The sequence below is a fragment of the Photobacterium sanctipauli genome (assembly GCF_003026495.1).
Taxonomy (GTDB): Bacteria; Pseudomonadota; Gammaproteobacteria; order Enterobacterales; family Vibrionaceae; genus Photobacterium; species Photobacterium sanctipauli.
On the sequence record NZ_PYMA01000011.1, the window covers coordinates 114403 to 139175 of the forward strand.

At 49.9% G+C, this 24773-nt stretch carries 22 protein-coding genes; 14 read left to right on the top strand and 8 right to left on the bottom strand.

Annotated elements, in window-relative coordinates; genetic code table 11:
- Nucleotides 1-456: 456 nt before the first annotated feature.
- Nucleotides 457-3087 (top strand): DNA topoisomerase (ATP-hydrolyzing) subunit A, encoded by a 2631-nt coding sequence (gyrA, locus tag C9I98_RS16950; RefSeq protein WP_036832690.1) that lies wholly within the window; start codon nucleotides 457-459, stop codon nucleotides 3085-3087.
- A 223-nt stretch (nucleotides 3088-3310) separates the two neighbouring features.
- Complete coding sequence (gene serC / locus C9I98_RS16955) at nucleotides 3311-4393, top strand: 3-phosphoserine/phosphohydroxythreonine transaminase (protein WP_036832687.1); 1083 nt, start codon at nucleotides 3311-3313, stop codon at nucleotides 4391-4393.
- A gap of 273 nt (nucleotides 4394-4666) precedes the next feature.
- On the opposite strand, the gene C9I98_RS16960 is transcribed toward serC, so the two are convergent.
- Both C9I98_RS16960 and C9I98_RS16965 read right to left on the bottom strand, forming a co-directional pair.
- Nucleotides 4667-5911 (bottom strand): sensor histidine kinase, encoded by a 1245-nt coding sequence (locus tag C9I98_RS16960; protein WP_107272244.1) that lies wholly within the window; start codon nucleotides 5909-5911, stop codon nucleotides 4667-4669.
- Nucleotides 5886-6551 (bottom strand): response regulator transcription factor, encoded by a 666-nt coding sequence (locus C9I98_RS16965; RefSeq protein WP_036831768.1) that lies wholly within the window; start codon nucleotides 6549-6551, stop codon nucleotides 5886-5888. The genes C9I98_RS16960 and C9I98_RS16965 overlap by 26 nt, the downstream gene beginning before the upstream one ends.
- A gap of 94 nt (nucleotides 6552-6645) precedes the next feature.
- Between C9I98_RS16965 and C9I98_RS16970 the strand changes: the two genes are divergently transcribed.
- The 9 genes from C9I98_RS16970 (at nucleotide 6646) to C9I98_RS17010 (ending at nucleotide 16452) form a co-directional block, all read left to right on the top strand.
- Nucleotides 6646-7911: a DUF5666 domain-containing protein gene (locus tag C9I98_RS16970; RefSeq protein ID WP_036831770.1), complete on the top strand. Its 1266-nt coding sequence runs from the start codon at nucleotides 6646-6648 to the stop codon at nucleotides 7909-7911.
- A gap of 159 nt (nucleotides 7912-8070) precedes the next feature.
- The gene (aroA, locus tag C9I98_RS16975) at nucleotides 8071-9351 is read left to right on the top strand and encodes a 3-phosphoshikimate 1-carboxyvinyltransferase (protein WP_036831772.1); all 1281 of its coding nucleotides are present in this window, start codon (nucleotides 8071-8073) and stop codon (nucleotides 9349-9351) included.
- 225 nt (nucleotides 9352-9576) lie between these two features.
- Nucleotides 9577-10260 carry a (d)CMP kinase gene (gene cmk, locus C9I98_RS16980; protein ID WP_036831774.1) on the top strand — a complete coding sequence of 228 codons (684 nt, stop codon included), beginning with the start codon at nucleotides 9577-9579 and terminating at the stop codon, nucleotides 10258-10260.
- Nucleotides 10261-10358: 98 nt separating this feature from the next.
- On the top strand, nucleotides 10359-12029 hold the full coding sequence (rpsA, locus tag C9I98_RS16985) for a 30S ribosomal protein S1 (protein WP_036831775.1): 1671 nt from the start codon (nucleotides 10359-10361) through the stop codon (nucleotides 12027-12029).
- A gap of 72 nt (nucleotides 12030-12101) precedes the next feature.
- The gene (gene ihfB / locus C9I98_RS16990; RefSeq protein WP_036831776.1) at nucleotides 12102-12392 is read left to right on the top strand and encodes an integration host factor subunit beta; all 291 of its coding nucleotides are present in this window, start codon (nucleotides 12102-12104) and stop codon (nucleotides 12390-12392) included.
- Nucleotides 12393-12590: 198 nt separating this feature from the next.
- The gene (locus tag C9I98_RS16995; RefSeq protein ID WP_036831777.1) at nucleotides 12591-12875 is read left to right on the top strand and encodes a LapA family protein; all 285 of its coding nucleotides are present in this window, start codon (nucleotides 12591-12593) and stop codon (nucleotides 12873-12875) included.
- A 3-nt stretch (nucleotides 12876-12878) separates the two neighbouring features.
- Nucleotides 12879-14048: a lipopolysaccharide assembly protein LapB gene (lapB, locus tag C9I98_RS17000; RefSeq protein WP_036831778.1), complete on the top strand. Its 1170-nt coding sequence runs from the start codon at nucleotides 12879-12881 to the stop codon at nucleotides 14046-14048.
- Nucleotides 14049-14359: 311 nt separating this feature from the next.
- Nucleotides 14360-15055, top strand: a complete 696-nt coding sequence (pyrF, locus tag C9I98_RS17005) for an orotidine-5'-phosphate decarboxylase (protein WP_107272245.1) — start codon at nucleotides 14360-14362, stop codon at nucleotides 15053-15055.
- Between the two features lie 128 nt (nucleotides 15056-15183).
- On the top strand, nucleotides 15184-16452 hold the full coding sequence (locus C9I98_RS17010; protein ID WP_107272246.1) for an MgtC/SapB family protein: 1269 nt from the start codon (nucleotides 15184-15186) through the stop codon (nucleotides 16450-16452).
- A gap of 107 nt (nucleotides 16453-16559) precedes the next feature.
- On the opposite strand, the gene C9I98_RS17015 is transcribed toward C9I98_RS17010, so the two are convergent.
- The 6 genes from C9I98_RS17015 to pspF form a co-directional block, all read right to left on the bottom strand.
- A complete protein-coding gene (locus tag C9I98_RS17015; RefSeq protein WP_036829260.1) occupies nucleotides 16560-17384 on the bottom strand; it encodes a peptide ABC transporter ATP-binding protein in 825 nt (274 codons plus the stop codon).
- Nucleotides 17381-18382 carry a peptide ABC transporter ATP-binding protein gene (locus C9I98_RS17020; protein WP_036829262.1) on the bottom strand — a complete coding sequence of 334 codons (1002 nt, stop codon included), beginning with the start codon at nucleotides 18380-18382 and terminating at the stop codon, nucleotides 17381-17383. Before C9I98_RS17020 ends, C9I98_RS17015 begins: the two co-directional genes overlap by 4 nt.
- Nucleotides 18382-19269: a putrescine export ABC transporter permease SapC gene (sapC, locus tag C9I98_RS17025; RefSeq protein WP_036829265.1), complete on the bottom strand. Its 888-nt coding sequence runs from the start codon at nucleotides 19267-19269 to the stop codon at nucleotides 18382-18384. Before sapC ends, C9I98_RS17020 begins: the two co-directional genes overlap by 1 nt.
- Nucleotides 19256-20218, bottom strand: a complete 963-nt coding sequence (locus C9I98_RS17030; protein ID WP_107272247.1) for an ABC transporter permease — start codon at nucleotides 20216-20218, stop codon at nucleotides 19256-19258. Before C9I98_RS17030 ends, sapC begins: the two co-directional genes overlap by 14 nt.
- A gap of 1 nt (nucleotide 20219) precedes the next feature.
- Complete coding sequence (sapA, locus tag C9I98_RS17035) at nucleotides 20220-21842, bottom strand: ABC transporter substrate-binding protein SapA (protein WP_107272248.1); 1623 nt, start codon at nucleotides 21840-21842, stop codon at nucleotides 20220-20222.
- 155 nt (nucleotides 21843-21997) lie between these two features.
- Complete coding sequence (pspF, locus tag C9I98_RS17040; protein ID WP_036825425.1) at nucleotides 21998-23062, bottom strand: phage shock protein operon transcriptional activator; 1065 nt, start codon at nucleotides 23060-23062, stop codon at nucleotides 21998-22000.
- A 190-nt stretch (nucleotides 23063-23252) separates the two neighbouring features.
- On the opposite strand from pspF, the gene pspA reads away from it, so the two are divergent.
- The 3 genes from pspA (at nucleotide 23253) to pspC (ending at nucleotide 24612) form a co-directional block, all read left to right on the top strand.
- Entirely contained in the window at nucleotides 23253-23918 is a 666-nt protein-coding gene (pspA, locus tag C9I98_RS17045; protein ID WP_036825423.1) for a phage shock protein PspA, read from the top strand.
- Between the two features lie 80 nt (nucleotides 23919-23998).
- Nucleotides 23999-24229 carry an envelope stress response membrane protein PspB gene (pspB, locus tag C9I98_RS17050; RefSeq protein WP_036825421.1) on the top strand — a complete coding sequence of 77 codons (231 nt, stop codon included), beginning with the start codon at nucleotides 23999-24001 and terminating at the stop codon, nucleotides 24227-24229.
- On the top strand, nucleotides 24226-24612 hold the full coding sequence (pspC, locus tag C9I98_RS17055; RefSeq protein WP_036825419.1) for an envelope stress response membrane protein PspC: 387 nt from the start codon (nucleotides 24226-24228) through the stop codon (nucleotides 24610-24612). The genes pspB and pspC overlap by 4 nt, the downstream gene beginning before the upstream one ends.
- Nucleotides 24613-24773 lie beyond the last annotated feature (161 nt).

Genomic DNA, 24773 nt, shown 5'->3' on the forward strand with positions numbered 1-24773 from the left:
ATTTGTTTTATTTGTGGAAACTAAGTTTTCGTTTTCTATGACTGATTTTACCCGTCTGGGCGGGGTGGAACTTGATAATGATCAGTTTTTATTCAGCCTTTAGTCAGCTTGGCTAGGTTATGTGACTAAACATTAAGCGCGTCATATTTTTACAATTGGTTGCAATTTGTTTGGAGCGTGAATTTTTTCCGAAAACAGCGATTGAATGAAAAGTGAGCGGCTAACGCTTGTATTTTTAAATAAGCATTTTCGCTTTTTCTTTATTACGCTAAATTACTCACAACATAACGTGTGAAAGGTGTGCCTATCTGCACTGAAATATGCTATATTCTCGCACCTTGCACGTATGGTACCCAACGTTATAGGTATCGCATTGAAGGGCTAGACTCTAACGTGTGATAGCTATGCCGTTTGGTATACGTATACGACAGAAATTACCTGAGGGATATTGGCTCCATGAGCGATCTTGCAAAAGAGATCACGCCCGTAAACATTGAAGAAGAGCTGAAAGGCTCGTATCTCGACTACGCGATGTCAGTTATCGTGGGTCGTGCTCTTCCTGATGTGCGTGATGGCCTTAAGCCGGTACACCGTCGCGTTTTGTTCGCGATGAATGTATTGGGCAATGACTGGAATAAAGCATATAAAAAATCAGCCCGTGTGGTTGGTGACGTAATCGGTAAATATCACCCACACGGTGATAGCGCGGTTTACGACACCATTGTACGTATGGCGCAACCTTTCTCTCTTCGCTACATGCTGGTAGATGGTCAGGGTAACTTCGGTTCGATTGATGGCGACTCCGCTGCGGCAATGCGTTATACCGAAGTTCGTATGGCTAAGATTGCCCACGAATTGCTGGCTGATCTAGACAAAGAAACGGTTGACTACGTACCAAACTACGACGGTACAGAACAAATTCCGGCTGTACTGCCTACGAAAATCCCGAACCTGTTGGTTAACGGTTCTTCGGGTATCGCGGTTGGTATGGCAACGAACATCCCACCACATAACCTTGGTGAGGTGATCGACGGCTGCTTGGCTTATATCAATGATGAAGACATCACCATTGATCAGCTAATGGAATACATTCCGGGCCCAGACTTCCCGACTGCTGCAATGATCAGCGGCCGCAAGGGTATCATCGATGCCTATAAGACTGGCCGCGGCAAGATCTACCTGCGCTCGAAAGCGGAAATCGAAGCTGACAAGAACGGTAAAGAAACCATTGTTGTTACCGAAATCCCGTACCAGGTGAACAAAGCTCGCCTGATCGAGAAAATCGCAGAGCTAGTTAAAGATAAGAAAGTAGAAGGTATCAGTGCACTACGCGATGAGTCTGACAAAGACGGCATGCGTATTGTTATTGAATGTAAGCGCGATGCTGTGGGCGAGGTTGTACTTAACAACCTGTATGCTCAGACTCAGCTACAGACGACATTCGGTATCAACATGGTGGCACTGGACAACGGCCAGCCGAAGACATTCAACCTGAAAGAAATGTTGAAGTGCTTCGTGAACCACCGCCGTGAAGTGGTGACTCGCCGTACCATCTACGAGCTACGCAAAGCCCGTGAACGTGCCCACATCCTTGAAGGTTTGGCACTGGCATTGGCAAACATCGATGAAATCATCGAACTGATCAAAAACGCGCCGACACCGGCTGAAGCGAAAGCTGGCCTGGTTGCACGCGGTTGGGATCTTGGCAATGTTGCAGCGATGCTTGAGCGCGCTGGTACCGATGCCGCTCGCCCTGAGTGGTTGGAAGAGCAGTACGGTATCCGTGACGGTCAGTACTTCCTGACTGAGCAGCAAGCACAAGCCATTCTTGACCTACGTCTACATAAACTGACAGGTCTTGAGCACGAGAAGATCCTTGGCGAATACAAAACGCTTCTAGAAGAAATCGCAGAGCTAATGCACATCCTTGCAAGTTCTGAGCGTCTGATGGAAGTGATTTGCGAAGAGCTAGAGTTGGTGAAAGAGCAGTTTAACGATGCTCGTCGTACTGAAATCACCGCTGCTAGCCACGACATCGATCTGGAAGATTTGATCAACCAGGAAGATGTTGTTGTTACCCTTTCTCACGAAGGTTACGTGAAGTACCAAGTTCTAAGCGACTACGAAGCACAGCGTCGTGGCGGTAAAGGTAAAGCGGCAACGCGCATGAAGGATGAAGACTTCATCGAGCGTCTGCTGGTAGCCAACACCCACGATACAATTCTGTGTTTCTCTAGCCGTGGCCGTATGTACTGGCTGAAAGTATACCAGTTGCCATTGGCAAGCCGTACTGCACGTGGTAAGCCGATTGTGAATATCCTGCCACTGGAAGAAGGCGAGCGTATTACCGCTATCCTACCAGTGAAGGAATATGAAGCTGATAAGTTCATCTTCATGGCAACCGCTGACGGTACCGTTAAGAAGACGCCGCTAACTGACTTTAGCCGTCCTCGTAGCGCAGGTATCATCGCTGTAAACCTACGTGACGGTGACTCGCTGATTGGTGTTGATATCACCAACGGTAGCGATGACATCATGCTGTTCTCGAAAGCGGGTAAAGTGGTTCGCTTCTCTGAAGAGCAGGTTCGCGGCATGGGCCGTACCGCAGCAGGTGTTCGCGGTATCAAGCTTGCCGAGAGCGACAACGTTGTATCTCTGATTGTTCCTCACAACGAGGGTGACGTCCTGACAGTAACTGAAAATGGTTACGGTAAGCGTACTGAGCTATCAGAGTACCCAGCGAAGAGCCGTGCAACACAGGGTGTTGTATCTATCAAGGTTTCTGACCGTAACGGTAGCGTTGTCGGTGCTGTTCAGGTTGAAGACGGCGATGAGTTCATGATGATCACTAACGGCGGTACGCTGGTTCGTACCCGTGTTGCTGAAGTGAGCCGCGTGGGCCGTAACACCCAGGGTGTTACGCTGATCCGTACAACCGAAGGTGAGCAAGTTGTTGGCTTGCAGCGTATCGATGAGCCTGAAGAAGAGCTAATCGAAGATGCTGAGATTGTTGAGGGTGCTGAAGCGCCAACAGCAGAGCAGCCAGCCGCTGACACTGACGCAGAAGGTTCTTCTGAAGAAGAATAAGTTTTGCAGTAGCAACGACTGAACAGAGCGCAGCCCAATGGCTGCGCTTTTTTTTGCTGGTTTGTCTGGAAATGGACAAATTTACAAGAAACTCTTTTCAGCACCACCATAAAGGTGTAAAAACAAAGACATGATCGGTGTCACAATCAAGGTTCGTCCCCATAACCGTGTTGCCGCACTCTTTTTCTACCCCCATGTTTACTAGCAGGAGCATGTCTTTATCATGGATAAGGTTTTTAATTTTTGCGCTGGTCCGGCAATGATCCCGGCAGATGTCCTTAAAAAAGCACAACAAGAGCTGATCAATTGGAATGATCAGGGTACTTCTGTGATGGAAGTGAGCCACCGTGGCAAGCCTTTCATCGAGCTGGCGAAACAGTCGGAGCAAGATCTGCGTGACCTGATGGGGATCCCGGATAACTACCATGTACTATTTTGCCATGGTGGTGCCCGTGCGCAATTTGCTGCTGTACCGATGAATATTCTGGGCGATGGCGAGACTGCCGATTATATGAACGGTGGTTACTGGGCACAAAGCGCGTCGACCGAGGCAAAGAAATACTGCAGCCCTAATGAAATTGACATTACCTGCGAGCGTGATGGCAAAACGGCGATCTTACCGGCTGCCGAGTGGCCAATTTCTGACGAGGCAGCGTATGTTCACTTTTGCCCGAACGAGACCATTGATGGTATCGAGATCCGCGACCTGCCTGTGACGGATAAGCCGATCGTGGCTGATTTGTCATCGACGATTCTGTCTCGCGAAATCGATGTATCGAAGTACGCCCTAATTTATGCGGGTGCGCAAAAGAACATTGGTCCTGCTGGCCTAACCATCGTGATTGTTCGTGACGACTTATTGGGTAAAGCCCAATCAATCATCCCTAGCATCCTGGATTACACCGTACAGGTCGATAAAGAGTCGATGTACAACACGCCACCGACATTTGCTTGGTATTTAGCGGGTGAAGTATTTAAGTGGCTGAAAGAGATTGGCGGTGTGGCTGAAATGCAAAAGCGCAATGAGGAAAAAGCCAAGGTGCTTTATGACTACATTGATCAGTCTGACTTTTACCGCAATGACGTTCACAGCGATAACCGTTCATTGATGAACGTGCCATTCCAACTGAAGAACCCGGCGCTAGACAGTGTTTTCCTTGAAAAGGCTGATGCCGCAGGGCTGAAAGCGCTGAAAGGCCACCGTGCCGTAGGGGGTATGCGTGCATCTATCTACAACGCCATGCCACTGGAAGGGGTACAGGCGCTGGTTACGTTTATGCAGGCTTTCGAGCAAGAGCACGCCTAAGCACGACGCAAAATAGTCTTGAAATAGATGTAAAGACAAGCCCCTGCTGTGATGACAGCAGGGGCTTTTCTATGCGTGTTTTTGGCACCTAGGCTTTATACCAACCTACATAAGTACTTGATCAGTCTTACTGGTTAAAATCGCTGCTATCTACGTTAGAGATTTTGTTATTAGAACCACTAGTTACTGCAATCTCTGCCTTGATAACAACGATTTTTCCTGCGTAATACTTTGCTCAATTACTTACCCAGGTTGGTATTAAAAGATGAGCGCCTAAGTGTGCCGGAAGCGAACTAGGGTGGTGAATTGTTGCCCGTCGTCTTCAGTGGAGAAGGCCCATACCATTCGCTCGCAGATCCGCTCGACAATTGCCAGCCCACAGCCATAACCGGCATTGTAAGTTTCGTTGCCGTCGTGGCGGTTGGATATGGTGAGCTGATCACCCGAGAGCTGAATATCAATATCGCCGACGCTGTAACTGAAGGCGTTTTTAATCAGGTTGTTCATAATAATATTGATGAAGCTTTGTGGTGCCTCAATGAATGCTCCATGGCTAACGTCCAGCTGAAAGTTGGCATTTTGCTTGGCAAATATAGGGGCCATGGTGTCCAGCTGGTGGCGCAAGCAGTGCTCCAACGAGAACAAACCAATATGTTGTGGCTCAATGGTTGCCTTACCAAGCAATAGGAACGCCTCGGTTAGTTCTTTCATATCGGCGCTGGCTTGCTGGATCCGGTAAATGGCTTTGGTTGCTGCACGAGGTTGATCTGGGAGCTTTTCCAGCAACTCGGCCGAGCCCTGGATCACCATAATCGGTGTGCGAAGCTCGTGGGAGGCAAAGCGGCTAAACTCCTTTTCTCGTTGAAAGTAGCCGGCGATCTGGCTTTTGCTTTCGAGCAGTGTGTGCTCAATCTCACGGGTTTCCTTGTAGGCCGAGTCAATGGTGAACAACGGCTTGTCAGGCGACATTTGCGAAATTTTTTGTTCAATTTGCTGTAGCGGGCGAGAAATGGAGCGCACCAGATATAGCCCGTAGAGCACCATGGCAAGGGACGCAATGCCGCCAAGAATAAAGACGATTTGATGCAGGCGGGCTTCATAGGTGTCTAAGTAGTCATCGGCATCGTCTTTAAAGACGATATACAGCAAGCCCTGGCCTGAAGGATGGTCGAGCACGATGAAGTGCTTGTCTTCGCCGCCAAGCAAAAACTCATAGAATCCTGTGCTCTGATAAGGCTTTAGCCAGCCGGGGTAGGGGTGAATATCCCAATAGGTGTCAAATTCATTGCTGTTTGGCAAAGGGGCATCTTCCCCATGCAACTGGTACTCTTCCAGATATTTGGTCGCTTCGGTATCTAACCAGTGGTGCAAACTGATCACTTCCAGCTCATTTTCAGCGAGATAAATCACCCCCCAAAACAGGCTGCATACCACCAGGGTGGCAATACCAAAACTCCACCTAATTTGGCGGTAGAGGCTATGGTAGCGCTGCTTACTTGAGTCGGTAGCCTTGGCCATGAATTGTCTCCAACCGTGATGTTTCAAACCCCTTGTCGATGGCATTGCGCAAGCCGTAAACATGGCTACGCAGGGCGTCGCTACTTGGTGCTTCCTCTCCCCACACTTCCTCGATAACTTGCTTGCGGCTAACCATATTAGGCGCGTGCTTGAGTAGCACGGTGAGAATCTTGAATTGGATACGACTCAGTTTCATTGGCTTGTCGGCACGGGTCACCTGATCGGTTTGGGTGTTTAAGCGAATATCAGCAAAGGAGAGAATCCCCATGTCTTTGCGGGGGCCGCGGCAGGCAAGTGCCTCAAGCCTTAGGCTGAGCTCCTCCATGGCAAAGGGCTTGATGAGGTAATCATCGCCACCGGCCTTGAAAGCGGCAACTTTGTCTTCAAGGGTATCCTTGGCGGTAAGAAATAAGATCGGTGTCGAGCACAGCAGTTGCTGGCGGATTTTCTGCACGGTACTGATGCCATCGGCCTTGGGCATCATGACATCCATCACTATTACATCAAAGTTGTCTTTCCCCAGTAAGCAAAGTGCCGATTCGCCGTTGTAGGCAAAGTCGGTAATGTGCCCGCCGATCTCTAGGTAGTCGGCAATGGTTTCGGCGACATGATGATTGTCTTCGACAATGAGTATTTTCATCCGATAGCTCTTTATTTCTTCACGATCTCTTCACGTTTGTCCTTATAAGATACGCGCCATTAGAAGGTAACGCTCGAATTAGTAAGGTTTTATGATGAAAAAAATGCTCCTAGTCACTGTAATTGGTGCAATGCTAAGTGCTTGTGGCGGCAGTGGTTCAGATTCCTCAGATGGCACGGGCCAATCTAAAAGCCTCAATGGCAATATTGACCAAATTTCTTACTCAGACCAAGAATTTACCATCAATGGTGAAACGGTGGACTTCTCACAGGCGGAAGTCACCTACCAAGACATCCATTTTGACCCGAACAACTTGGTCGCAGGCATGCGCGTGGACGTTGACTATGACGACGGGCGTGTCAGCGAAGTGGAAGTAGAACCGGTGCTAACGGGGAATGTCGATACGATCAGTGGCAATACTATCACTGTGAACGGTGTGTCTTTCACCGTGGCTAACCCCCCATCAATTAATACCAACGACTGGGTAATGGTGTTTGGTTATACCTTGGCAAACGGCCAGTGGCAGATTGATATAGTCACAGCAGTTAACGCTTACCCGTTCGACGAAGTTGAAGGGCGTATTACCGACTTTAACGGCCAGGCACAAACCTTCAAGGTGAACGGCATGGTGGTGAACTACAGCAACACGCCGCAGCATGAGATTGACGATGACCAACCGCTGCAAAATGGCTTGTGGGTTGAAGTGTTTGGTGATTACTCATCATCTGAGATGCTGGCACGTGAAATTGATATCGAAGACGAGCATGATTTCGACGGTACCGAAGTTGAAGGCATGATTTCTTGGGTAAACAGCGATCAATCACAATTTGAGATCAACGGCCGTACCAGCGTGCGCGTTGATAGCCGCACCCGCTTTGAAGACGGTAACCAATCACATCTAACGGTGGGCCGCTTGGTGGAAACCGAGCTGAAAAATGAAGCGGGCTATTTGGTGGCTGTCGAAGTTGAGTTTGAAGGCAATGACTCGGGAGTCAATGTCGATAGCTTCAGTGTTGAAGGGGAAGCGTCTTATGACGGCACTACACTAACGATCAATGGTATTTCTTTCATCACGGATTCGGCGACATACTTTGATGATGGCCTAACGCTGGCGACCATTGATGGACGTTGGGTTGAGCTTGAGGGTACCGAGGTGGCTGCAGGCTTCTTGGTGCGAGAAGTTGAACCAGAGCAGCAGGAGCTTGAAATCAGCCTTGAAGGGCCTGTAGATGCAGGGGATAACTCATTATGGGGCTATAAGGCAACAGATAGTAGCTTGGGTACAACGGATGGTTCATGGGTAGATGTCGAGTGCCAATTCGATGGTACGACTATTTCCCGTTGCCTCGCAGATGACTAAACCGATAAGCATTATCTGATGTTTATGAAAAGCGCCTGCGGGCGCTTTTTTTCTATCTGTAAAAAAATCCCGTACAACAAAGGACTCAGTACTAGCGAACTGAGTCAATATTGGTTAATCTGCTTGAACTGCGACCAAACAGGATTGAAGAAGTAATAGATGGAAAGTTTAACGTTACAGCCAATAAGTAAGATTAATGGCACCGTGAATCTGCCGGGTTCAAAGAGCGTATCAAACCGTGCACTGCTATTGGCGGCGTTAGCAAAAGGTACCACGCGTCTGACAAACCTCCTGGATAGCGACGACATTCGCCATATGCTCAATGCTCTGACCAAGCTGGGTGTAAGCTACCAATTGTCGGAAGATAAAACCGTTTGTGAAGTGACAGGCCTTGGCGGTGCATTCCAGCCTACCGAAGCGCTGGAGCTATTCTTGGGTAATGCTGGTACTGCGATGCGCCCGCTGGCTGCCGCGCTTTGCCTTGGCGAAGGTGAGTTTGTGCTTACCGGTGAGCCACGCATGAAAGAGCGCCCTATTGGCCACTTGGTCGATGCCCTTCAGACGGCGGGTGCTCAAATCACTTATCTTGAAAACGAAAACTACCCACCGCTTAGCATTAAAGGCACAGGCCTTGCCGGTGGTGAAGTTGAGATCGACGGCTCGATTTCAAGCCAGTTCCTAACGGCATTCTTGATGTCGGCACCGATGGCGAATGCTGATACCACCATCCGTATTAAGGGTGAGCTGGTTTCTAAGCCGTACATTGATATTACCCTGCATATCATGGCGCAATTTGGTGTCGAGGTTGAAAACCGTGACTACCAAGAGTTTGTCGTGAAAGGTGGCCAAACCTACCAGGCGCCGGGCGACTTCCTGGTTGAGGGCGATGCATCATCGGCGTCATACTTCCTTGCTGCTGCCGCTATCAAGGGCGGTGAAGTGAAAGTTACCGGTATTGGCAAGAAGAGCATCCAGGGCGATGTGCAGTTTGCGGATGCGCTTGCGGCCATGGGCGCGGAAATCGAGTGGGGCGATGACTATGTGATTGCGCGCCGCGGCGAACTGAGAGCGGTCGACTTGGATTTCAACCATATTCCTGACGCAGCAATGACTATCGCGACAGCGGCACTGTTTGCCGAAGGCACGACGTCGATCCGCAATGTGTACAACTGGCGTGTGAAGGAAACCGATCGCTTGGCGGCCATGGCAACCGAGCTGCGCAAAGTGGGTGCTGAGGTCGAAGAGGGTGAAGACTACATCACTATCGTACCGCCGGCGCAACTGCAGCATGCGGCTATCGACACTTACGATGACCACCGTATGGCCATGTGCTTCTCGCTGGTGGCGCTAAGTGATACCCCTGTGACCATCAATGATCCGAAGTGTACGTCGAAAACCTTCCCTGACTACTTCGACAAGCTGGCGCTGCTAAGCCAATAAGTTGCAAGTGATCTCAAGAACCCGCCTCTCATGGCGGGTTTTATCTTTTTGGCAAATAGATAGGCCAGCCGATATCAGTATTGCTGCATTACTCATTGGTATCGTCACTATTTTCCCGTATAATACGCCCCCGTTTAAGAGCGCAAATACTCAGTTACATCTGAGTTAAGTATCAGATGTAAGTCGGTATTTGTGCTTATACCTAAACAATTTCGGAGAGAACCTATGTCTACTCATGCTCCAGTAATCACTGTCGATGGCCCAAGCGGTGCAGGTAAGGGCACCCTGTGTATGCTGTTGGCCGATAAACTGGGCTGGAAGCTGCTTGATTCTGGTGCAATCTACCGCGTGTTGGCACTGGCTGCCATCCACCATGGTGTTGACCTTGAGTCGGAAGACGCGCTGGTTCCGCTTGCTGCCCATCTTGATGTGCAGTTTGTGGCTGAAGGCGAGTTAGTGAAGGTTATTCTTGAAGGTGAAGATGTCTCTAGTGAGCTGCGTAAAGAGCAAACCGGTATGGCTGCCTCTAAAGTTGCGGCACTGCCACGCGTGCGTGAAGCCCTGCTTCGCCGCCAGCGTGCGTTCAGTGAAGCGCCGGGCTTGGTGGCTGATGGTCGCGACATGGGAACCGTTGTATTCCCTCAGGCGGAAGTGAAGATCTTCCTTGACGCGAGCGCTGAGGAACGCGCCAATCGACGCATGAATCAGTTGCAACAGAAAGGGTTAGATGTTAACTTTGACCACCTTTTGAAAGAAATTCAGGAACGTGACTATCGAGATCGCAACCGTGCGGTCGCGCCGTTACGTCCCGCAGACGATGCTTTGGTGCTAGACTCTACAGAGATGTCTATTGAACAAGTCACCGCACAAGCATTGGCTTTTATTGAAGAAAAATTATCAGCCGAGTAATCGGCTGATGGCGTCGGTGTCACGGAAGATAACTGACTTTACTACCAACCCCATGCGGTAGGATACCCATGGTTGTTAATCATATTGAAGATTAAAAAATGACTGAATCTTTTGCTCTACTATTTGAAGAGTCTCTAAACGAACTAGAAACACGTCCAGGTGCAATCGTTAAAGGTACTGTTGTAGCTATCGAAAACGGTTATGTACTAGTTGACGCAGGCCTTAAGTCTGAGTCTTCTATCCCTGCTGATGAGTTCAAGAACGCTGCTGGCGAAATCGAAATCGAAATCGGCGCAGAAGTTGACGTTGCTCTAGACGCAGTTGAAGATGGCTTTGGTGAGACTAAACTTTCTCGTGAGAAAGCTAAGCGCCACGAAGCTTGGATCCAGCTTGAGAAAGCTTACGAAGACGCTGAAACTGTTGTTGGTATCATCAACGGTAAAGTTAAAGGCGGCTTCACAGTTGAACTTAACGGCATCCGTGCGTTCCTACCAGGTTCTCTAGTAGACGTGCGTCCAGTTCGTGACACTGCTCACCTAGAAAACAAAGAGCTAGAGTTCAAAGTAATCAAGCTAGACCAGAAGCGTAACAACGTAGTTGTTTCTCGTCGCGCAGTTATCGAATCTGAAAACAGCGTTGAGCGTGATGAACTTCTTGCTTCTCTACAGGAAGGCATGGAAGTTAAAGGTATCGTTAAGAACCTTACTGACTACGGTGCGTTCGTTGACCTTGGTGGTGTTGACGGTCTTCTACACATCACTGACATGGCTTGGAAACGCGTTAAGCACCCATCTGAGATCGTTAATGTTGGTGACGAAATCAACGTTAAAGTTCTTAAGTTCGACCGTGAGCGTACTCGCGTATCACTAGGTCTTAAGCAGCTAGGCGAAGATCCATGGGTAGCAATCGCTAAGCGTTACCCAGAAGGTACTAAGCTTTCTGGCCGCGTAACTAACCTAACTGACTACGGCTGCTTCGTTGAAATCGAAGAAGGCGTTGAAGGTCTTGTACACGTTTCTGAGATGGATTGGACTAACAAGAACATCCACCCATCTAAAGTTGTTAACGTGGGCGACGAAGTTGAAGTTATGGTTCTTGATATCGACGAAGAGCGTCGTCGTATCAGCCTAGGTCTTAAGCAGTGTAAAGCTAACCCATGGCAGTCATTCGCAGAAATGCAAGCTAAGGGCGATCGCGTAACTGGTAAGATCAAGTCTATCACTGACTTCGGTATCTTCATCGGTCTTGAAGGCGGCATCGACGGTCTAGTTCACCTATCTGACATTTCTTGGAATGTTGCAGGTGAAGACGCAGTTCGTGACTTCAAGAAAGGCGACGAAATCTCTGCAGTGGTTCTAGCGGTTGACGCTGAGCGTGAGCGTATCTCTCTAGGTATCAAGCAGATCGAAGAAGACCCGTTCAACGGCTACGTTGCAGTTAACAAGAAAGGTGCTCTAGTTACTGGTACTGTTACTGCAGTTGACGCTAAAGGCGCAACTATCGAGCTAGCTGAAGGTGTTGAAGGTTACCTACGTGCTTCTGAAGCATCAGTTGACCGTGTTGAAGACGCAACTCTAGTTCTTTCTGTTGGCGATTCTGTTGAAGCTAAATTCACAGGCGTTGACCGTAAGAACCGCGTAATCAACCTATCTGTACGCGCTAAAGACGTTGCTGAAGAGCAAGAAGCAATGGCTAACCTGAACAAGCAAGAAGATGCTTCTTTCGGTAACGCTATGGCTGACGCTTTCAAAGCTGCTAAAGGCGAATAATTGAGCATAGGGGGATCACTTTTCCCCCTAAACGGTTATACTATTGAGAAACATACTAAAAACGGAGTGTTTATGACAAAGTCTGAATTAATTGAAAGACTATGTAGTCAACAAACACATCTTTCTGCCAAACAGGTAGAAGATGCAATCAAGGAAATCCTTGAGCACATGGCGACTACGCTTGCCGATGGCGATCGTATCGAAATCCGTGGCTTTGGTAGCTTCTCATTGCATTACCGCGCTCCACGTGTAGGTCGCAACCCTAAAACTGGTGACAAAGTTGAGCTGGACGGCAAATACGTTCCTCACTTCAAACCAGGTAAGGAATTACGTGACCGCGTTAACCAGTCTATTGCTAGTTAACCACGTTTAGAACAAAAAAACGGCATGCTGATAGTATGCCGTTTTTTTATGTCTATTGATCATGGTCTGATGAGCCAAAATCTTGCATAATCGACCAATGCCATTCTGAAGTTGATAATGTGCTTCTAATAATAAGCCCCTGTATCATTGCACTTAGCTTGGCACTATCAATTTTTGTTCAAGTGAGAAGGATTCACGATGAAGATACTTACTGTTCTAGTGTTAGTTGCCTGTTTCTTGGTTACCCTAGCTTTGGGTGCGCAAAACCAGCAGCTAGTGAATTTTGATTTTTTGATTGCTCAGGGTGAGTTCCAACTTTCTACGCTACTGGGTATTGCTTTCGGTTCCGGATTTGGGATTGGCTGGCTGATTTGCGGCATGCTATATCTTAAAACGCGCTTTACTAAAAACCGCCTAACTAAGAAAGTTGCCAAGCAGCAGAAAGAACTTGATCAGCTTCGTGCCGAGCCTGTAAAGGAATAACGAATGCTTGAGCTGTTGTTCCTATTGCTACCGATTGCCGCCGCCTATGGCTGGTATATGGGTAATAGGAGCGCGAGTAACAAACAACAGGAGCAGTCGCATCACATGTCTCGCCAGTATGTCACTGGCTTGAACTTACTGCTGTCAGACCAATCTGACAAAGCGGTAGATGTGTTTATCGAACTGCTCCAAGTTGATAGCGAAACCATTGATACCCACCTGGCGCTCGGTAACCTGTTCCGAAGCCGGGGTGAGGTTGATCGCGCCATTCGTATCCACCAGAACCTCATTGCCCGCCCAAACCTGACAATTGATCAGCGCAACTTGGCGTTGCAACAGTTGGCAAAAGACTACATGGCTGCCGGCTTCTTTGACCGAGCAGAAAAAATCTTCGAGCAATTGCTTGATGAGCCCGACCATAGAAAGGGCGCATTGCAGCAATTACTGACCATTTACCAGCAAACCCGCGAATGGGAGAAAGCCATTGAGATGGCAACCCAGCTGGTAAAAATGGGCAAGAGCAAGCTAAAGCATGATATCGCCCACTACTGGTGTGAAATGGCCATGCTGGAGATGAGTGCCCAGAACCCGGATAAGGCGAAGCAGTTGCTGAAAAAGGCGCTCAGCGCCGATAAGGCCTGTGTACGCGCAACGATCATGCTAGGCAAGATCCTCATCACCAATGAAGACTATAAAGCGGCGGCCAAGCAATTAGAGCGGGTTGCGGAGCAAGATATCGAATTTATTGGTGAAGCCTTACCACTGTTGCTTAAGTGCTATGAGGCATCGGGTAACGAAAATGGCTGGTTGAAATACCTCAACTACTGCGTTGATCAGAAAGCGGGCTCCACCGCTGAGCTGATGTTGGCTGACGAGATTTCAAAACGTGAAGGTGCTGTGATGGCCCAAACCTTCATGACACGGCAGCTACAGAAGAACCCGACCATGAAAGGCTTCCACCAACTGATGGACTATCACCTCGACGAAGCTGAGGAAGGGCGTGCCAAAGACAGTTTGACCACCCTACGTGGGCTGGTTGGTGAACAGCTAAAAATGAAGCCCCATTACCGTTGTCGCCAATGTGGCTTCGCGACCCATTCACTGTATTGGCAGTGTCCTTCTTGTAAGGGGTGGGGCTCGGTGAAGCCAATCCGTGGATTAGATGGTGAATAATTAATACTTTAATGTTGGTTTTGTTTGAAATAGCCCACTTGCACTGCGAGTGGGCTTTTTTATTGGTTAAAGTCGGCGATTATTTGCCGAATTTAGGGCTTTAATATTTTTGTGGCAAAAAAGTATCGCTAAATTAGCGTTGAAATATAAACCTTAACCAGTAAACGTTTGGTTGGCGCTAAACAGTGTGGTTTTCATCGCTTTGAGTGCATGATTAAATTAATACTCGCAAAAAAACAAATTTACTGTACAATCCTGACCGCGCTCAGCATGCTGGGCCCGATTTACCCTATAACTAAGCAGGAGATGCCATGTTAGACCCAAAAGTGATTGTTGCTCTTGATTACCCAAGCCAAGACGAAGCGTTAGCTTTCGTTGATCGAATTGAGCCGGGAAGCTGTCGATTAAAAGTTGGCAAAGAGATGTTTACTTATTTTGGCCCTGACTTTGTGCGTAAACTGCATGATCGGGGTCATTCTGTATTCCTGGATCTGAAATTCCACGACATTCCGAATACTTGCTCTCGTGCTGTTGCAGCCGCCGCAGACTTGGGTGTGTGGATGGTGAATGTCCATGCAACTGGTGGCGAGCGCATGATGGCAGCGTCACGCGAAATTCTTGAGCCATTTGGCAAAGATCGCCCATTGTTGATTGCGGTTACCGTGCTAACCAGCATGGAAGCATCGGATCTGCGCGGTGTCGGCATTGACCGCGAGCCTCAGGACCACGTACTTAACCTTGCTCGCCTAACCAAGAACAGCGGCCTTGACGGTGTGGTATGTTCTGCGCAGGAATCAACCTTGCTTAAAGGTGAGCTAGGTGCCGAATTTAAGCTGGTTACGCCGGGCATTCGCCCTGCAGGCAGTGCAGCTGGCGATCAACGCCGTGTGATGACACCCGTCGAAGCGGTGAGCGCGGGTTCGGACTACCTTGTTATCGGACGCCCGATCACCCAAGCGCAAGACCCGGCATCAGTACTGGCAGAAATTAATAAGACGCTAGCATAACTGACACTTATGGTTAGAGAAAAACGCTCGGTTAGCCGGGCGTTTTTTGTTTCAAGTTTCGACTTTCCCCACATTTTAATCCCCCTGAATATATACACTGGTATGTATATACCTGCTAGGGGGCAATCATGGATAGCGTGGTCGATCTTGATTCTGTGTTTTGGCGGTTAGCAATTGCGCTGGCACTGGGTGCGATAATTGGTATCCAGCGCGGTTGGGTTGAACGCAATGAAATGTCCGGTACTCGGGTAGCCGGTATTCGAACCTTTACCCTCATCGGGCTGATGGGCGGGCTATGCGGTATCCTCTCCCAAATCTTCTCTGAACTCTTTCTTGGCTTGGCTTTTGTTGCCCTCGCCATTATCGTTATCGTCGCTTACGTAAACCGCCAACGGATCAATACCAACCTGAGTATCACCGGCTTAGTCGGCATGTTGATCACTTTCTTGCTGGGTGCATTGGCAGTGGTAGGCGAACCGGTGCTAGCGGCCTCTGCCGCAGTGATAACGGCGATTATCTTGGATAACAAGCAAGAAATGCATGACGCCCTTACCAAGCTCAAAGAGTATGAATTGGATGCCGCGCTTCGCTTGTTGTTGATTTCTGTGGTGATGCTGCCGTTGCTACCCAATGAGCCCATGGGGCCTTGGGGGGCAATCAACCCCTATGAGATCTGGTGGATGGTGGTGCTGATTGCCAGTATTTCGTTCCTTGGTTATTTCGCGATGAAGATTGGCGGGGCGGAGAAGGGGATCTTGTTTACCTGCCTATTTGCCGGGCTGAGTTCCTCCACGGCGCTCACCTTGCAGTTTTCCCACCTTTCGAAGCAGCAGTCGGGACTTAGCGGCTTGCTCGCAAGTGGCATCTTGCTCAGTTGCGGCACCATGTTCCCGCGTATTCTGTTTGTCTGCTATGTCGTCAACGCGGCCTTGGTGCAGCTGATTTGGCTGCCGATGGTGGTGATGATGCTTGGCTTTTATTTGCCGGCAGGCTGGATATGGTTCAAGCACCGAAGCCAAGGCCATACTGAGCCGGAGGTAAAACAAAACCCGCTGGTATTGTCGTCAGCCTTGTTTTTCGGCTTGGTGCTACTGGTGATCATGTTGCTTTCAAGCGCGCTTCAGTACTGGTTTGGTGATACCGGGACTCTGCTCTTGGCGGCGATATCAGGCATTACCGATGTGGATGCCATTACCTTGGCGCTTGGGCGCCAGAGCGCGGGAAGCTTGTTGCTAACTATGGCAGCCATGGGGATCTTTATCGCCTCGGCGGTAAATAGCGTGGTGAAAATGGGGATGGCGTGCGTGATTGGCTCGCCCGGTATGCGTTGGTATGTGGCTATTCCTATCACGGTTTCGGTAAGCTTGGGGTTGGCAACGGTAATGATGATGGTTTAGCCAATGCAATCAGCTACTTAACGGTAGAGCGGCAAAAACAAGACAGGCAGAGCATAATTGCTCTGCCTGTCTTGTTTATGTATTAGGTGCCTTGCCTATTTTGCCTTTTAACACTCAATCTTGGGTGTGGCGCTGCTGATCCGGTTGGTACGGTCATGGGAAGGTGCCGAGAAGTGGCTATCCAGCAGCTTTTGGGTCAAGGGGTGCTGCGGGTTATCAAACACTTCCAGGGTATTGCCTTGCTCGACAACCTCACCGTGCTGCATCACCATTACCTTATCGGTAAAGTGCTTAATGACGCCCATGTGCTGGGATACGTAGATATAAGACAGCCCCATTTCTTCCTGCAATTCGAGTAACAGGTTGATGATCTGCGAGCGCATCGACATATCCAGCCCGTTCAATGCCTCATCAGCCACGATGATACATGGCTGCAAGATCAAAGCCCTTGCCAGCGAGACGCGCTGTTTTTGCCCCGTTGCCAACATTTGCGGGTAGAAATAGGCATGTTCAGGCAAAAGGCCAACGCGCTTGAGGGTTTCCATGATCCGGCGCTCGCGCGCTTGCGGGGTCATGTTGGTATTTCGTTTCAGCGGCCCTTCTAAGATCTTGCCGATTTGGATCCGCGGGTTAAGCGCGGTGTTCGGATCTTGGAAGATCATGCGGATCAGCTTGCAGCGGGTTTGGTAGTCTCGGTGGGCCAAGGGTTCGCCGTTGACGCGGATGATCCCTTCTGTTGGCTCTTCTACCCCAGATAGCATTTTGGCCAAGGTTGATTTACCCGAGCCGTTTTCACCCATGAAAGCAATGGTTTCGCCCGCTTCGAGAGAAAACGATACCGGCTTGACGGCTTCGATGGTACGGCGCCGGAACAGGCCCGAGCGGTAGTGATAATCCTTTTTTAGGTTTTCAACTTCGAGTAGGGCGCTCATTTTTTCGCTTCCTCCATATTTAGCGGGAAGTGGCAGCTAAATTTATGGTTTTTGATCTTGCGTCGTTTCGGTACTTCGACACATTTACGCTGGGCGTGTGGGCAACGTGGCCCCAAGCGGCAGCCAATAGGCAAATGCTGAAGTGGAGGAATCGAGCCGGGTAGGGTTTCCAGCTTGCTCTTGTGCGCGAGAATATCCAAGTTAAAGTCGGGCATAGCGCGAAGCAGTGCCTCGGTGTAAGGGTGATGCGGTGACTCAAGCAGTTGCTTGCGGCTTGCCGATTCAACAGACTGGCCACAGTACATCACCGTAATACGGTCGGCCCACTGGGTTACCGTGGTCAAATCGTGGCTGACCAGCAAAATAGTGGTATTGCCCAACTGGTTCATGCGGCTTAGCAAGCGGAAGATTTGCGCTTGGGTGATCGGATCCAAGTCGTTGGTTGGCTCATCGGCAATCAGCAGGCGCGGTCGGTTGGCAATCGCCATGGCAATCATGACTTTTTGACACTCACCATCGGTCAGCTCGTACGGGTAACTACGCATTACCCGGCGGTGATCTTTAATGCCGACTTTGTGGAGCAGGGCAATGGCTTGCTTCTGGCGCCATTTAAAGCGCTGCCAAAAGCGGCCTGTAAACGACGATGACGGGATTGCTTCACGCAGTTGCTCGCCCACCCGCTCCGATGGGTCTAGACAAGAAGACGGCTCTTGGAAAATCATCGCGATTTCGCGGCCAACGACCTTTCGGCGCTCACGAGGTGAAAGCGCGAGCAGATCGATATCGCCGAGCCGGAGGCGGTCGGCACTGACTCGCCAATTATCCTTTGCCACGCCCGCAATGGCTTTGGCAACCAGACTTTTGCCTGAACCGGACTCACCCACAAGGCCACGAATTTCACCTTCGTTAATGGTGAGGCTCATGCGCTCAACCGCCTTCACCATGCCCTGCGGGGTATCAATCTCAATGGTCAGGTTACGAATATCAAGTAATGGCATCAGTCAATCCCCGCGTTAATTGCTTGGCGGAGTCCTTCTCCTACTAAGTTTACTACTAAAACACTGAAGGTAATGGCAAGGCCGGGTAAAGTAACGGTCCATGGCGCAAGGTAAATCAGCTCAATAGAGTCGCCTAGCATTGCCCCCCATTCAGGAGAAGGTGCTTGGGCACCCAAGCCGAGGAAACCCAGTGCGGCGATATCCAAGATTGCTATTGAAATAGCACGGGTCAGCTCGTTAGTCAGTACCGTTAAGATATTCGGTAGTATCGAGTTGTACAGTAGGTAGAAGTCGTTCGCGCCATCAAGGCGGGCTGCCATGATGTAGTCTTTTTCAACTTCGTTGTGTACCGCCGTATAGACCGCGCGGATAAAGCGCGGGATCAAGGCGAGCCAAATCGCCAGCAGGATATTGGTTTCACCCGGCCCCATGTATGCCACGACAATAATGGCCAATAGCAATGACGGGATAGATAGCACCGTATCGAGCACGTGGTTAAGAAAGCTCGATTTGAGTCCTCGGGTCATACCGGCCGTGACACCGATGACAATACCGATAGCCGCAGAGGCCAGTGCAATAAGCACCGCGTAGCCAAAGGTAATGCGGGAACCCATCAATAGGCGGCTGAGCATATCCCGGCCAAGATCATCGGTACCGAAGAAATACTCGACATGGCCTGCGGGATCCCACGATGGCGGCATGAGCAACTCGCCCACTTGCTGTACTGGGGCGTAAGGGGTAACCCAAGGGGCAATCAGGGTAAGCAGGGTGAGAACAACCAAGCACCAAAAGCCAAAGATGGCGAGTGAGTTAGCCCGGAAGTTTTGCCAGGCGCGCTCCAACTGGGTTGGGATCTTGGTTTCCTGATAAACGTTATTTGATAGCATACCATTCCTTCCTAACCAGTGGGTTTACTAGGGCACCAGTCAGATCTGACAGGATGTTGGCAATAAGGATGAAACCACCCACGGTGATCACACCTGCTTGGATGGCGACATAGTTTTGGGTTGAAATGGCGTCAAGCAACCAGCGGCCAATCCCCGGCCAGTTGAAGATGGATTCGGTTAGCATGGCAAAGGTCATCATGGTTGAAAACTGCATGCCGAGCTTGGGAATGATGGGCGGAATGGCATTCTTCAATACGTGGCGGATGATTATTTCAACCATCGATAAACCCTTGGTCTGGGCAACCTTGACGAAGTTTTGGTTCATGATGTCAGCAACCGACGCTCGGGTCAGGCGGATCACCTCGGTGGTCGGTGCCATTGCCAATACCAATGTAGGCAAGATCAGGTGGCTGATCACATTCATCAGCGCCTCAGAGCGGTATGGCTTGTCCGAAAGCAACACGTCAATCAAGGCGACACCGGTGACATGGTCGATTTCATAGAGCAGGCTGAAGCGGCCGGAGACCGGCAGCCAGTGCAGCTCTAGCGAAAACAGCATGATGAGCAGTACAGCAAGCCAAAACAGCGGGATCGAATAACCAACCAAGGCAACGGATGAAATCGTGGTGTCAATCATGCTGCCACGGTTCACCCCTGCCACGGTGCCTAACGGAATACCGACCAACAAAGACAATACGAAGGCAAAGAAACACAATTCAAGGGTAGCCGGAAACACCGCCAATACTTCATGCAGCACGGGTTCGCCCTGGAGGTTTAGCCCAAGATTGCCAGAGAATAGGTTTTCAAGGTAAAGGCTCCAGCCGGTCCAGAATGATTGGTTACTCCAAAACGAGCTAGGCTCAAGGCGAAGCAGGCTGTAGCCAACCAGCGTTAGGATCAGCAGGGTAATGAGAAAAAGGTTTAGGCGTCGGATCGTGTAAATAAACATATTAGTCTTCGCCCCGATAAACCGTTGAGAAGGAGCGGGTGCCAAACGGGCTCATTTTTAAACCGTTAAGTGATTGGTGGTGAACTTGGAAATGTACCCCGTGCGCCAATGGGATAATCGGCACTTCTTGGTCTAGGATATCTTGCGCCAAATGGTAGTAGTTCAAGCGCTGGTGGAGCTTGGTGGTTCGCGAGGCCAGCTCCAGCAAGTTATCGAAGTTGAGATCACACCAGTTCGCCACGTTCAGGCCCGCCATCTTGGCATCGCAGGAAAGCAGCGGACGCAGAAAGTTGTCCGGGTCGCCATTGTCGGCAATCCAACCTGTTAGCACCAAGTCACTGTTTGATTTGCTGATTGTGCTCAGGCGGCTGACGGTATCTTGGGTAACGATGTCAACCTGTACGCCAACGGCATTAAGGTCGGCTTGGATAAGCTCGGCGGTTTTGCGCGGGCTCGGGTTGTAGGGCCTTGGCTCTAACGGCACCCAAAGCGTCAGGTTAAGGTTCTTGTCATAGCCTGCTTGCTTGAGGAGCGAGAGTGCTTGGGCCGGATCGTAATCCAGTGCTTGGCTATCGTGGTTGTACGCCCAAGACATCGGCGGCAGAATGCTCTTGGCCTGGGTGCCGGTGCCGTAATAAACCGAGTTGAGCAGGTTTTCGCGGTTGATTGCGTGGTTGATTGCCTTGCGAACCCGGGCATCTTTAAGTTCCGGCTGCTCATTATCAATCGCCAGAAACGCGACATTCATACCCGTCTGGGCGATAAGCTCGAAGTCCTCATCGGCACTGATCACCGGCAGCTGGCTGGCAACCGGCGAAGAAAGCACATCACACTCTTGGCTCAGCAGCTTCGCCAGCGTTCCCGTTCCCCTTGTTGCAATATCAAACACCACTTGCTCCATTGGCGCTTTGCCTTGCCAATAGTCTGGGTGGTTGTTGAGCCGGATATGATCGTTTGGCGAGTATTTATCAAACGAAAATGGCCCTGTACCAATCGGCTGCATATCCAGTTGGTTAGGCTTGCCTGCACGTAGCACGTTGTTGGCATATTCCTGAGAGTGGATAACCGCGTAAGTGGTCGCGAGGTTGGAGAGAAACGCGTTATCAGGCCGGGTTAGGCTGAATTCCACCGTGTGCATATCGACCATTTCTACGTTTTCGATCAGGTTGCTAAAGCCCTGGCTCTCAAACCAAGGGTAGCGACCACCGGAGACGTTATGGAACGGATGGCGAAGGTCGATGACTCGCTTAAAGCTAAACACCACATCTTGAGCATTAAACTGGCGCGTAGGTTTAAACCAATCAGTAGATTGAAATTCGACTCCCTCACGAAGGGTAAAACGGTAGATCAAGCCATCATCACTCACGGTCCAGCTTTTGGCGAGTGACGGTAGCGGTTGGTGGCTAACCGGATCAAGTAGCAATAAGCGATCAAAGATTTGCGCAGCGAGAGTGTCTGCTGTTAGGCCACCATCAATTAACTGTGGGTTAAAGGTGGTTGGCGTATCTTGCCCGCAATAGACGAAGCCTTGGCTGCGAATATTGCTGTCTTGCTTCGGTTCGCTACAGCCAATTAGGCTAGCAAGGCCAACGCATGCAAGCAGAAGACGAGTATAGGCGCTCATAAGATAAGGAATTATTTGAAAACAAGATTATAAATTTAACATTATCCCACTCTGTCACCAAGTCATCTCCTTAAATTACCCGATAATCGTAGGTGTTTTATGCTGGCAGTCTTTCATTTGCTGCCAGCATAAGCACTTCCACCAGTGCCACCTGCCTACTGGATCTCGTTATTGCCGACAAGTTGGTACTTTTTCAGCAACCCTCTTAGTTGATGGTAGCTCAAAGATAATAGCTCGGCGGCTTTACGTTGGTTGAATTGGGCTTGAGCAAGTGCCTGCTTGATAAGGGCTATCTCTTGATCTTGTTGCCATTGGCGAAAATCAACCGGTAGTGTCGGCTGTATTTCGTGCTCTGTTTGCTGTGCTAACTCGCGCTCTGTTTGGGGCTGGTTGCCGGATGGTACCGATGCCTGTTGCTGATCCGCTACCGTTTTATCGTCCTGCTGCCAAGGTGGCTTGAAAGGGTCGATAACAATGTCATGGATAGGCTCTTCTTCGATTCCCTGGCGGAAGATGGATCGCTCGACCACGTTTTTGAGCTCACGGATATTGCCGGGCCAGTTGTAGCTAAGTAATTGCTCAGTGGCTTGATTGCTGAACCCAGAGAAATAGCCAAAGCCGAGTTCGCGACACATTTTGACCGCGTAGTATTCGGCTAGCGGCATGATGTCCTCGCGCCGCCCACGGAGTGGGGGCAGGTGGATAATGTCAAAGGCGAGGCGGTCAAGCAGGTCTGCCCTAAATTGCCCTTTTTGCGCCAGCTGCGGCAGATCCTCGTTGGTGGCACAAATGAGCCTCACGTTGGCTTGGCAGGTTTTGCTGCCACCAACCCGCTCGTATTCACCGTATTCAATCACCCGTAGCAGCTTCTCTTGTACCCCAAGCGGTGCGGTGGCCAACTCATCAAGGAATAGCGTACCGCCTTCGGCACGCTCGAAACGGCCTTGGTGCCGGCCCTTGGCCCCGGTAAACGAGCCGGCCTCGTGGCCGAACAACTCGGAATCAATCACCCCTTCGCTTAACGCCGCGCAGTTTAGCGAGAGCAGCGGCTGATCCCAGCGCCGCGACAGGTAGTGCATCCGCTGGGCAATGAGCTCCTTGCCGGTACCGCGTTCACCTAAGATAAGTACAGGGCGGTTGAGCGGTGCTAGACGCGAGGTGTGGTCGAGCACTGTCAGGAACGCTTCGGACTCCCCGATCAGGTTGTCAGGTTTTCGCATGGTCAATCTCGCTAACTTTTGGCGTATATGTTCATAACATAGCAGGTTGAAATATGTACTGCAAAGCTAAGTGGCTGATATGTAATGAGCAAAAAGTTGGCACAGTAGTTGATATAACTAACGTAGAGCGGCTCTATGGAACCACAGAACCATAAGTCTAAGATCCAAACACACCTTAGGAGATGTAATTATGGGTATTTTTTCTCGCTTTGCGGATATTGTGAATGCCAACGTAAACTCGCTGTTGGATAAAGCGGAAGATCCGCAAAAAATGATTCGTCTTATTATCCAAGAGATGGAAGACACCTTGGTGGAAGTGCGTACCTCTTCAGCACGTGCTTTGGCAGACAAGAAAGAGCTTCAGCGCCGCATTCAAGGTATCGAAAGCCAATCAGCTGACTGGCAGCAAAAAGCCACATTGGCCATCCAGAAAGGCCGCGAAGATCTAGCACGTGCCGCACTGATTGAAAAGCAAAAGCTCAATGACGTCGCACTGACCTTGAACGAAGAGTACAAGTTAGTTGAAGAGACCATCGAGAAGCTAGCCACAGAAGTCGCGGAGCTTGAGCGTAAACTGCAAGAAACCCGTGCCCGCCAGCAAGCGTTGGTGATGCGCCACAAGGCGGCGGGTACCCGTCGTGATGTCCGTCGCCAGCTTGATACGGGTAAAGTGGATGAAGCACTGTCTAAGTTCGAGCAATACGAGCGCCGCATCGATGAGATGGAAGCGGAAGCAGATAGCTACAACCTGGGTCGCGGTAAGAACCTAGAAGATGAGTTTGCCAACCTACAGGCACAAGACGAAATTGAAAAAGAGCTTGAGCGCATGAAGGCTAACTTGAAGGACAAGGAGTAATTCACGTTCGACTTGCTTTGTTGTTATGATGAGTTAAACAAAAGTAATTATTTGATTCTGCGCGGATAAGGAGAAAGAAAATGTCTATGGGGTTTATTGTCGGTCCACTAGTAGTGTTTATGATCTTTGTTGCCCCGTTGTGGTTGATCCTTCACTACCGTAGCAAGAAGCACGCGAGTGAGGGGTTATCGGGCGATGACCAACAGAAGCTGCAAGCGTTGGTTGCTCGCGCAGAGCAAATGCAGGATCGAATTGTCACACTAGAACGAATTCTTGATGCGGAAGCACCACAATGGAGGCACAAGCAATGAGTAAAACCCTCTATCGCGACCCGAAAAACGGCAAGCTAGGCGGTGTTTGTGCCGGTATTGCCGAGTATTTTGGCATGGAGATATGGCTGGTACGGATCCTAATGGTGTCGGCCTTCCTGCTGGGGTTTGGATTTTTTGTGATCGTAGGATATATCGCCGCTTGTTTGATCCTCGATAAAATGCCAGAGGAGCGAAGCTACCAGCAATATGTCTACCGTGAGCACAATGTGAAACAAAAGCCATGGCAAGCAGGCAAACCGGCCAGCCAGATTTTGCAGAATGTTGAATCCGAGCTCGACGGTATGGAGCACAACCTTCGTAAGATGGAAGCCTACGTCACATCGTCGGCCTTCAAGGTCGACCGAGAGTTCCGCAACCTGTAGGTGCCAAACCACAAGGTGCTATTCCCAATGTGTTCCGGGAATATCGCGTTGCACCTACGAATGATGAAGCAGGCAACCGCCTGCTTTTCTTTATTCTGAATTACTGGTTCATCGAAGGTTAATCAGTAATTTGCTACCGTTGACTGAGTGATAGACGCACA

Excerpts from the sequence above, each read along its gene's own strand:
- pspB (WP_036825421.1), top strand. The coding sequence starts at position 23,999 with ATGTCTATGGGGTTTATTGTCGGTCCACTAGTAGTGTTTATGATCTTT.
- pspF (WP_036825425.1), bottom strand. The coding sequence starts at position 23,062 with ATGCGAAAACCTGACAACCTGATCGGGGAGTCCGAAGCGTTCCTGACA.
- C9I98_RS17030 (WP_107272247.1), bottom strand. The coding sequence starts at position 20,218 with ATGTTTATTTACACGATCCGACGCCTAAACCTTTTTCTCATTACCCTG.
- pyrF (WP_107272245.1), top strand. The coding sequence starts at position 14,360 with ATGTTAGACCCAAAAGTGATTGTTGCTCTTGATTACCCAAGCCAAGAC.
- sapA (WP_107272248.1), bottom strand. The coding sequence starts at position 21,842 with ATGAGCGCCTATACTCGTCTTCTGCTTGCATGCGTTGGCCTTGCTAGC.
- pspC (WP_036825419.1), top strand. The coding sequence starts at position 24,226 with ATGAGTAAAACCCTCTATCGCGACCCGAAAAACGGCAAGCTAGGCGGT.
- aroA (WP_036831772.1), top strand. The coding sequence starts at position 8,071 with ATGGAAAGTTTAACGTTACAGCCAATAAGTAAGATTAATGGCACCGTG.
- ihfB (WP_036831776.1), top strand. The coding sequence starts at position 12,102 with ATGACAAAGTCTGAATTAATTGAAAGACTATGTAGTCAACAAACACAT.
- sapC (WP_036829265.1), bottom strand. The coding sequence starts at position 19,269 with ATGCTATCAAATAACGTTTATCAGGAAACCAAGATCCCAACCCAGTTG.
- gyrA (WP_036832690.1), top strand. The coding sequence starts at position 457 with ATGAGCGATCTTGCAAAAGAGATCACGCCCGTAAACATTGAAGAAGAG.
- C9I98_RS16965 (WP_036831768.1), bottom strand. The coding sequence starts at position 6,551 with ATGAAAATACTCATTGTCGAAGACAATCATCATGTCGCCGAAACCATT.
- serC (WP_036832687.1), top strand. The coding sequence starts at position 3,311 with ATGGATAAGGTTTTTAATTTTTGCGCTGGTCCGGCAATGATCCCGGCA.
- pspA (WP_036825423.1), top strand. The coding sequence starts at position 23,253 with ATGGGTATTTTTTCTCGCTTTGCGGATATTGTGAATGCCAACGTAAAC.
- cmk (WP_036831774.1), top strand. The coding sequence starts at position 9,577 with ATGTCTACTCATGCTCCAGTAATCACTGTCGATGGCCCAAGCGGTGCA.
- C9I98_RS16970 (WP_036831770.1), top strand. The coding sequence starts at position 6,646 with ATGAAAAAAATGCTCCTAGTCACTGTAATTGGTGCAATGCTAAGTGCT.
- lapB (WP_036831778.1), top strand. The coding sequence starts at position 12,879 with ATGCTTGAGCTGTTGTTCCTATTGCTACCGATTGCCGCCGCCTATGGC.
- C9I98_RS17020 (WP_036829262.1), bottom strand. The coding sequence starts at position 18,382 with ATGCCATTACTTGATATTCGTAACCTGACCATTGAGATTGATACCCCG.
- C9I98_RS16995 (WP_036831777.1), top strand. The coding sequence starts at position 12,591 with ATGAAGATACTTACTGTTCTAGTGTTAGTTGCCTGTTTCTTGGTTACC.
- C9I98_RS17015 (WP_036829260.1), bottom strand. The coding sequence starts at position 17,384 with ATGAGCGCCCTACTCGAAGTTGAAAACCTAAAAAAGGATTATCACTAC.
- C9I98_RS17010 (WP_107272246.1), top strand. The coding sequence starts at position 15,184 with ATGGATAGCGTGGTCGATCTTGATTCTGTGTTTTGGCGGTTAGCAATT.
- C9I98_RS16960 (WP_107272244.1), bottom strand. The coding sequence starts at position 5,911 with ATGGCCAAGGCTACCGACTCAAGTAAGCAGCGCTACCATAGCCTCTAC.
- rpsA (WP_036831775.1), top strand. The coding sequence starts at position 10,359 with ATGACTGAATCTTTTGCTCTACTATTTGAAGAGTCTCTAAACGAACTA.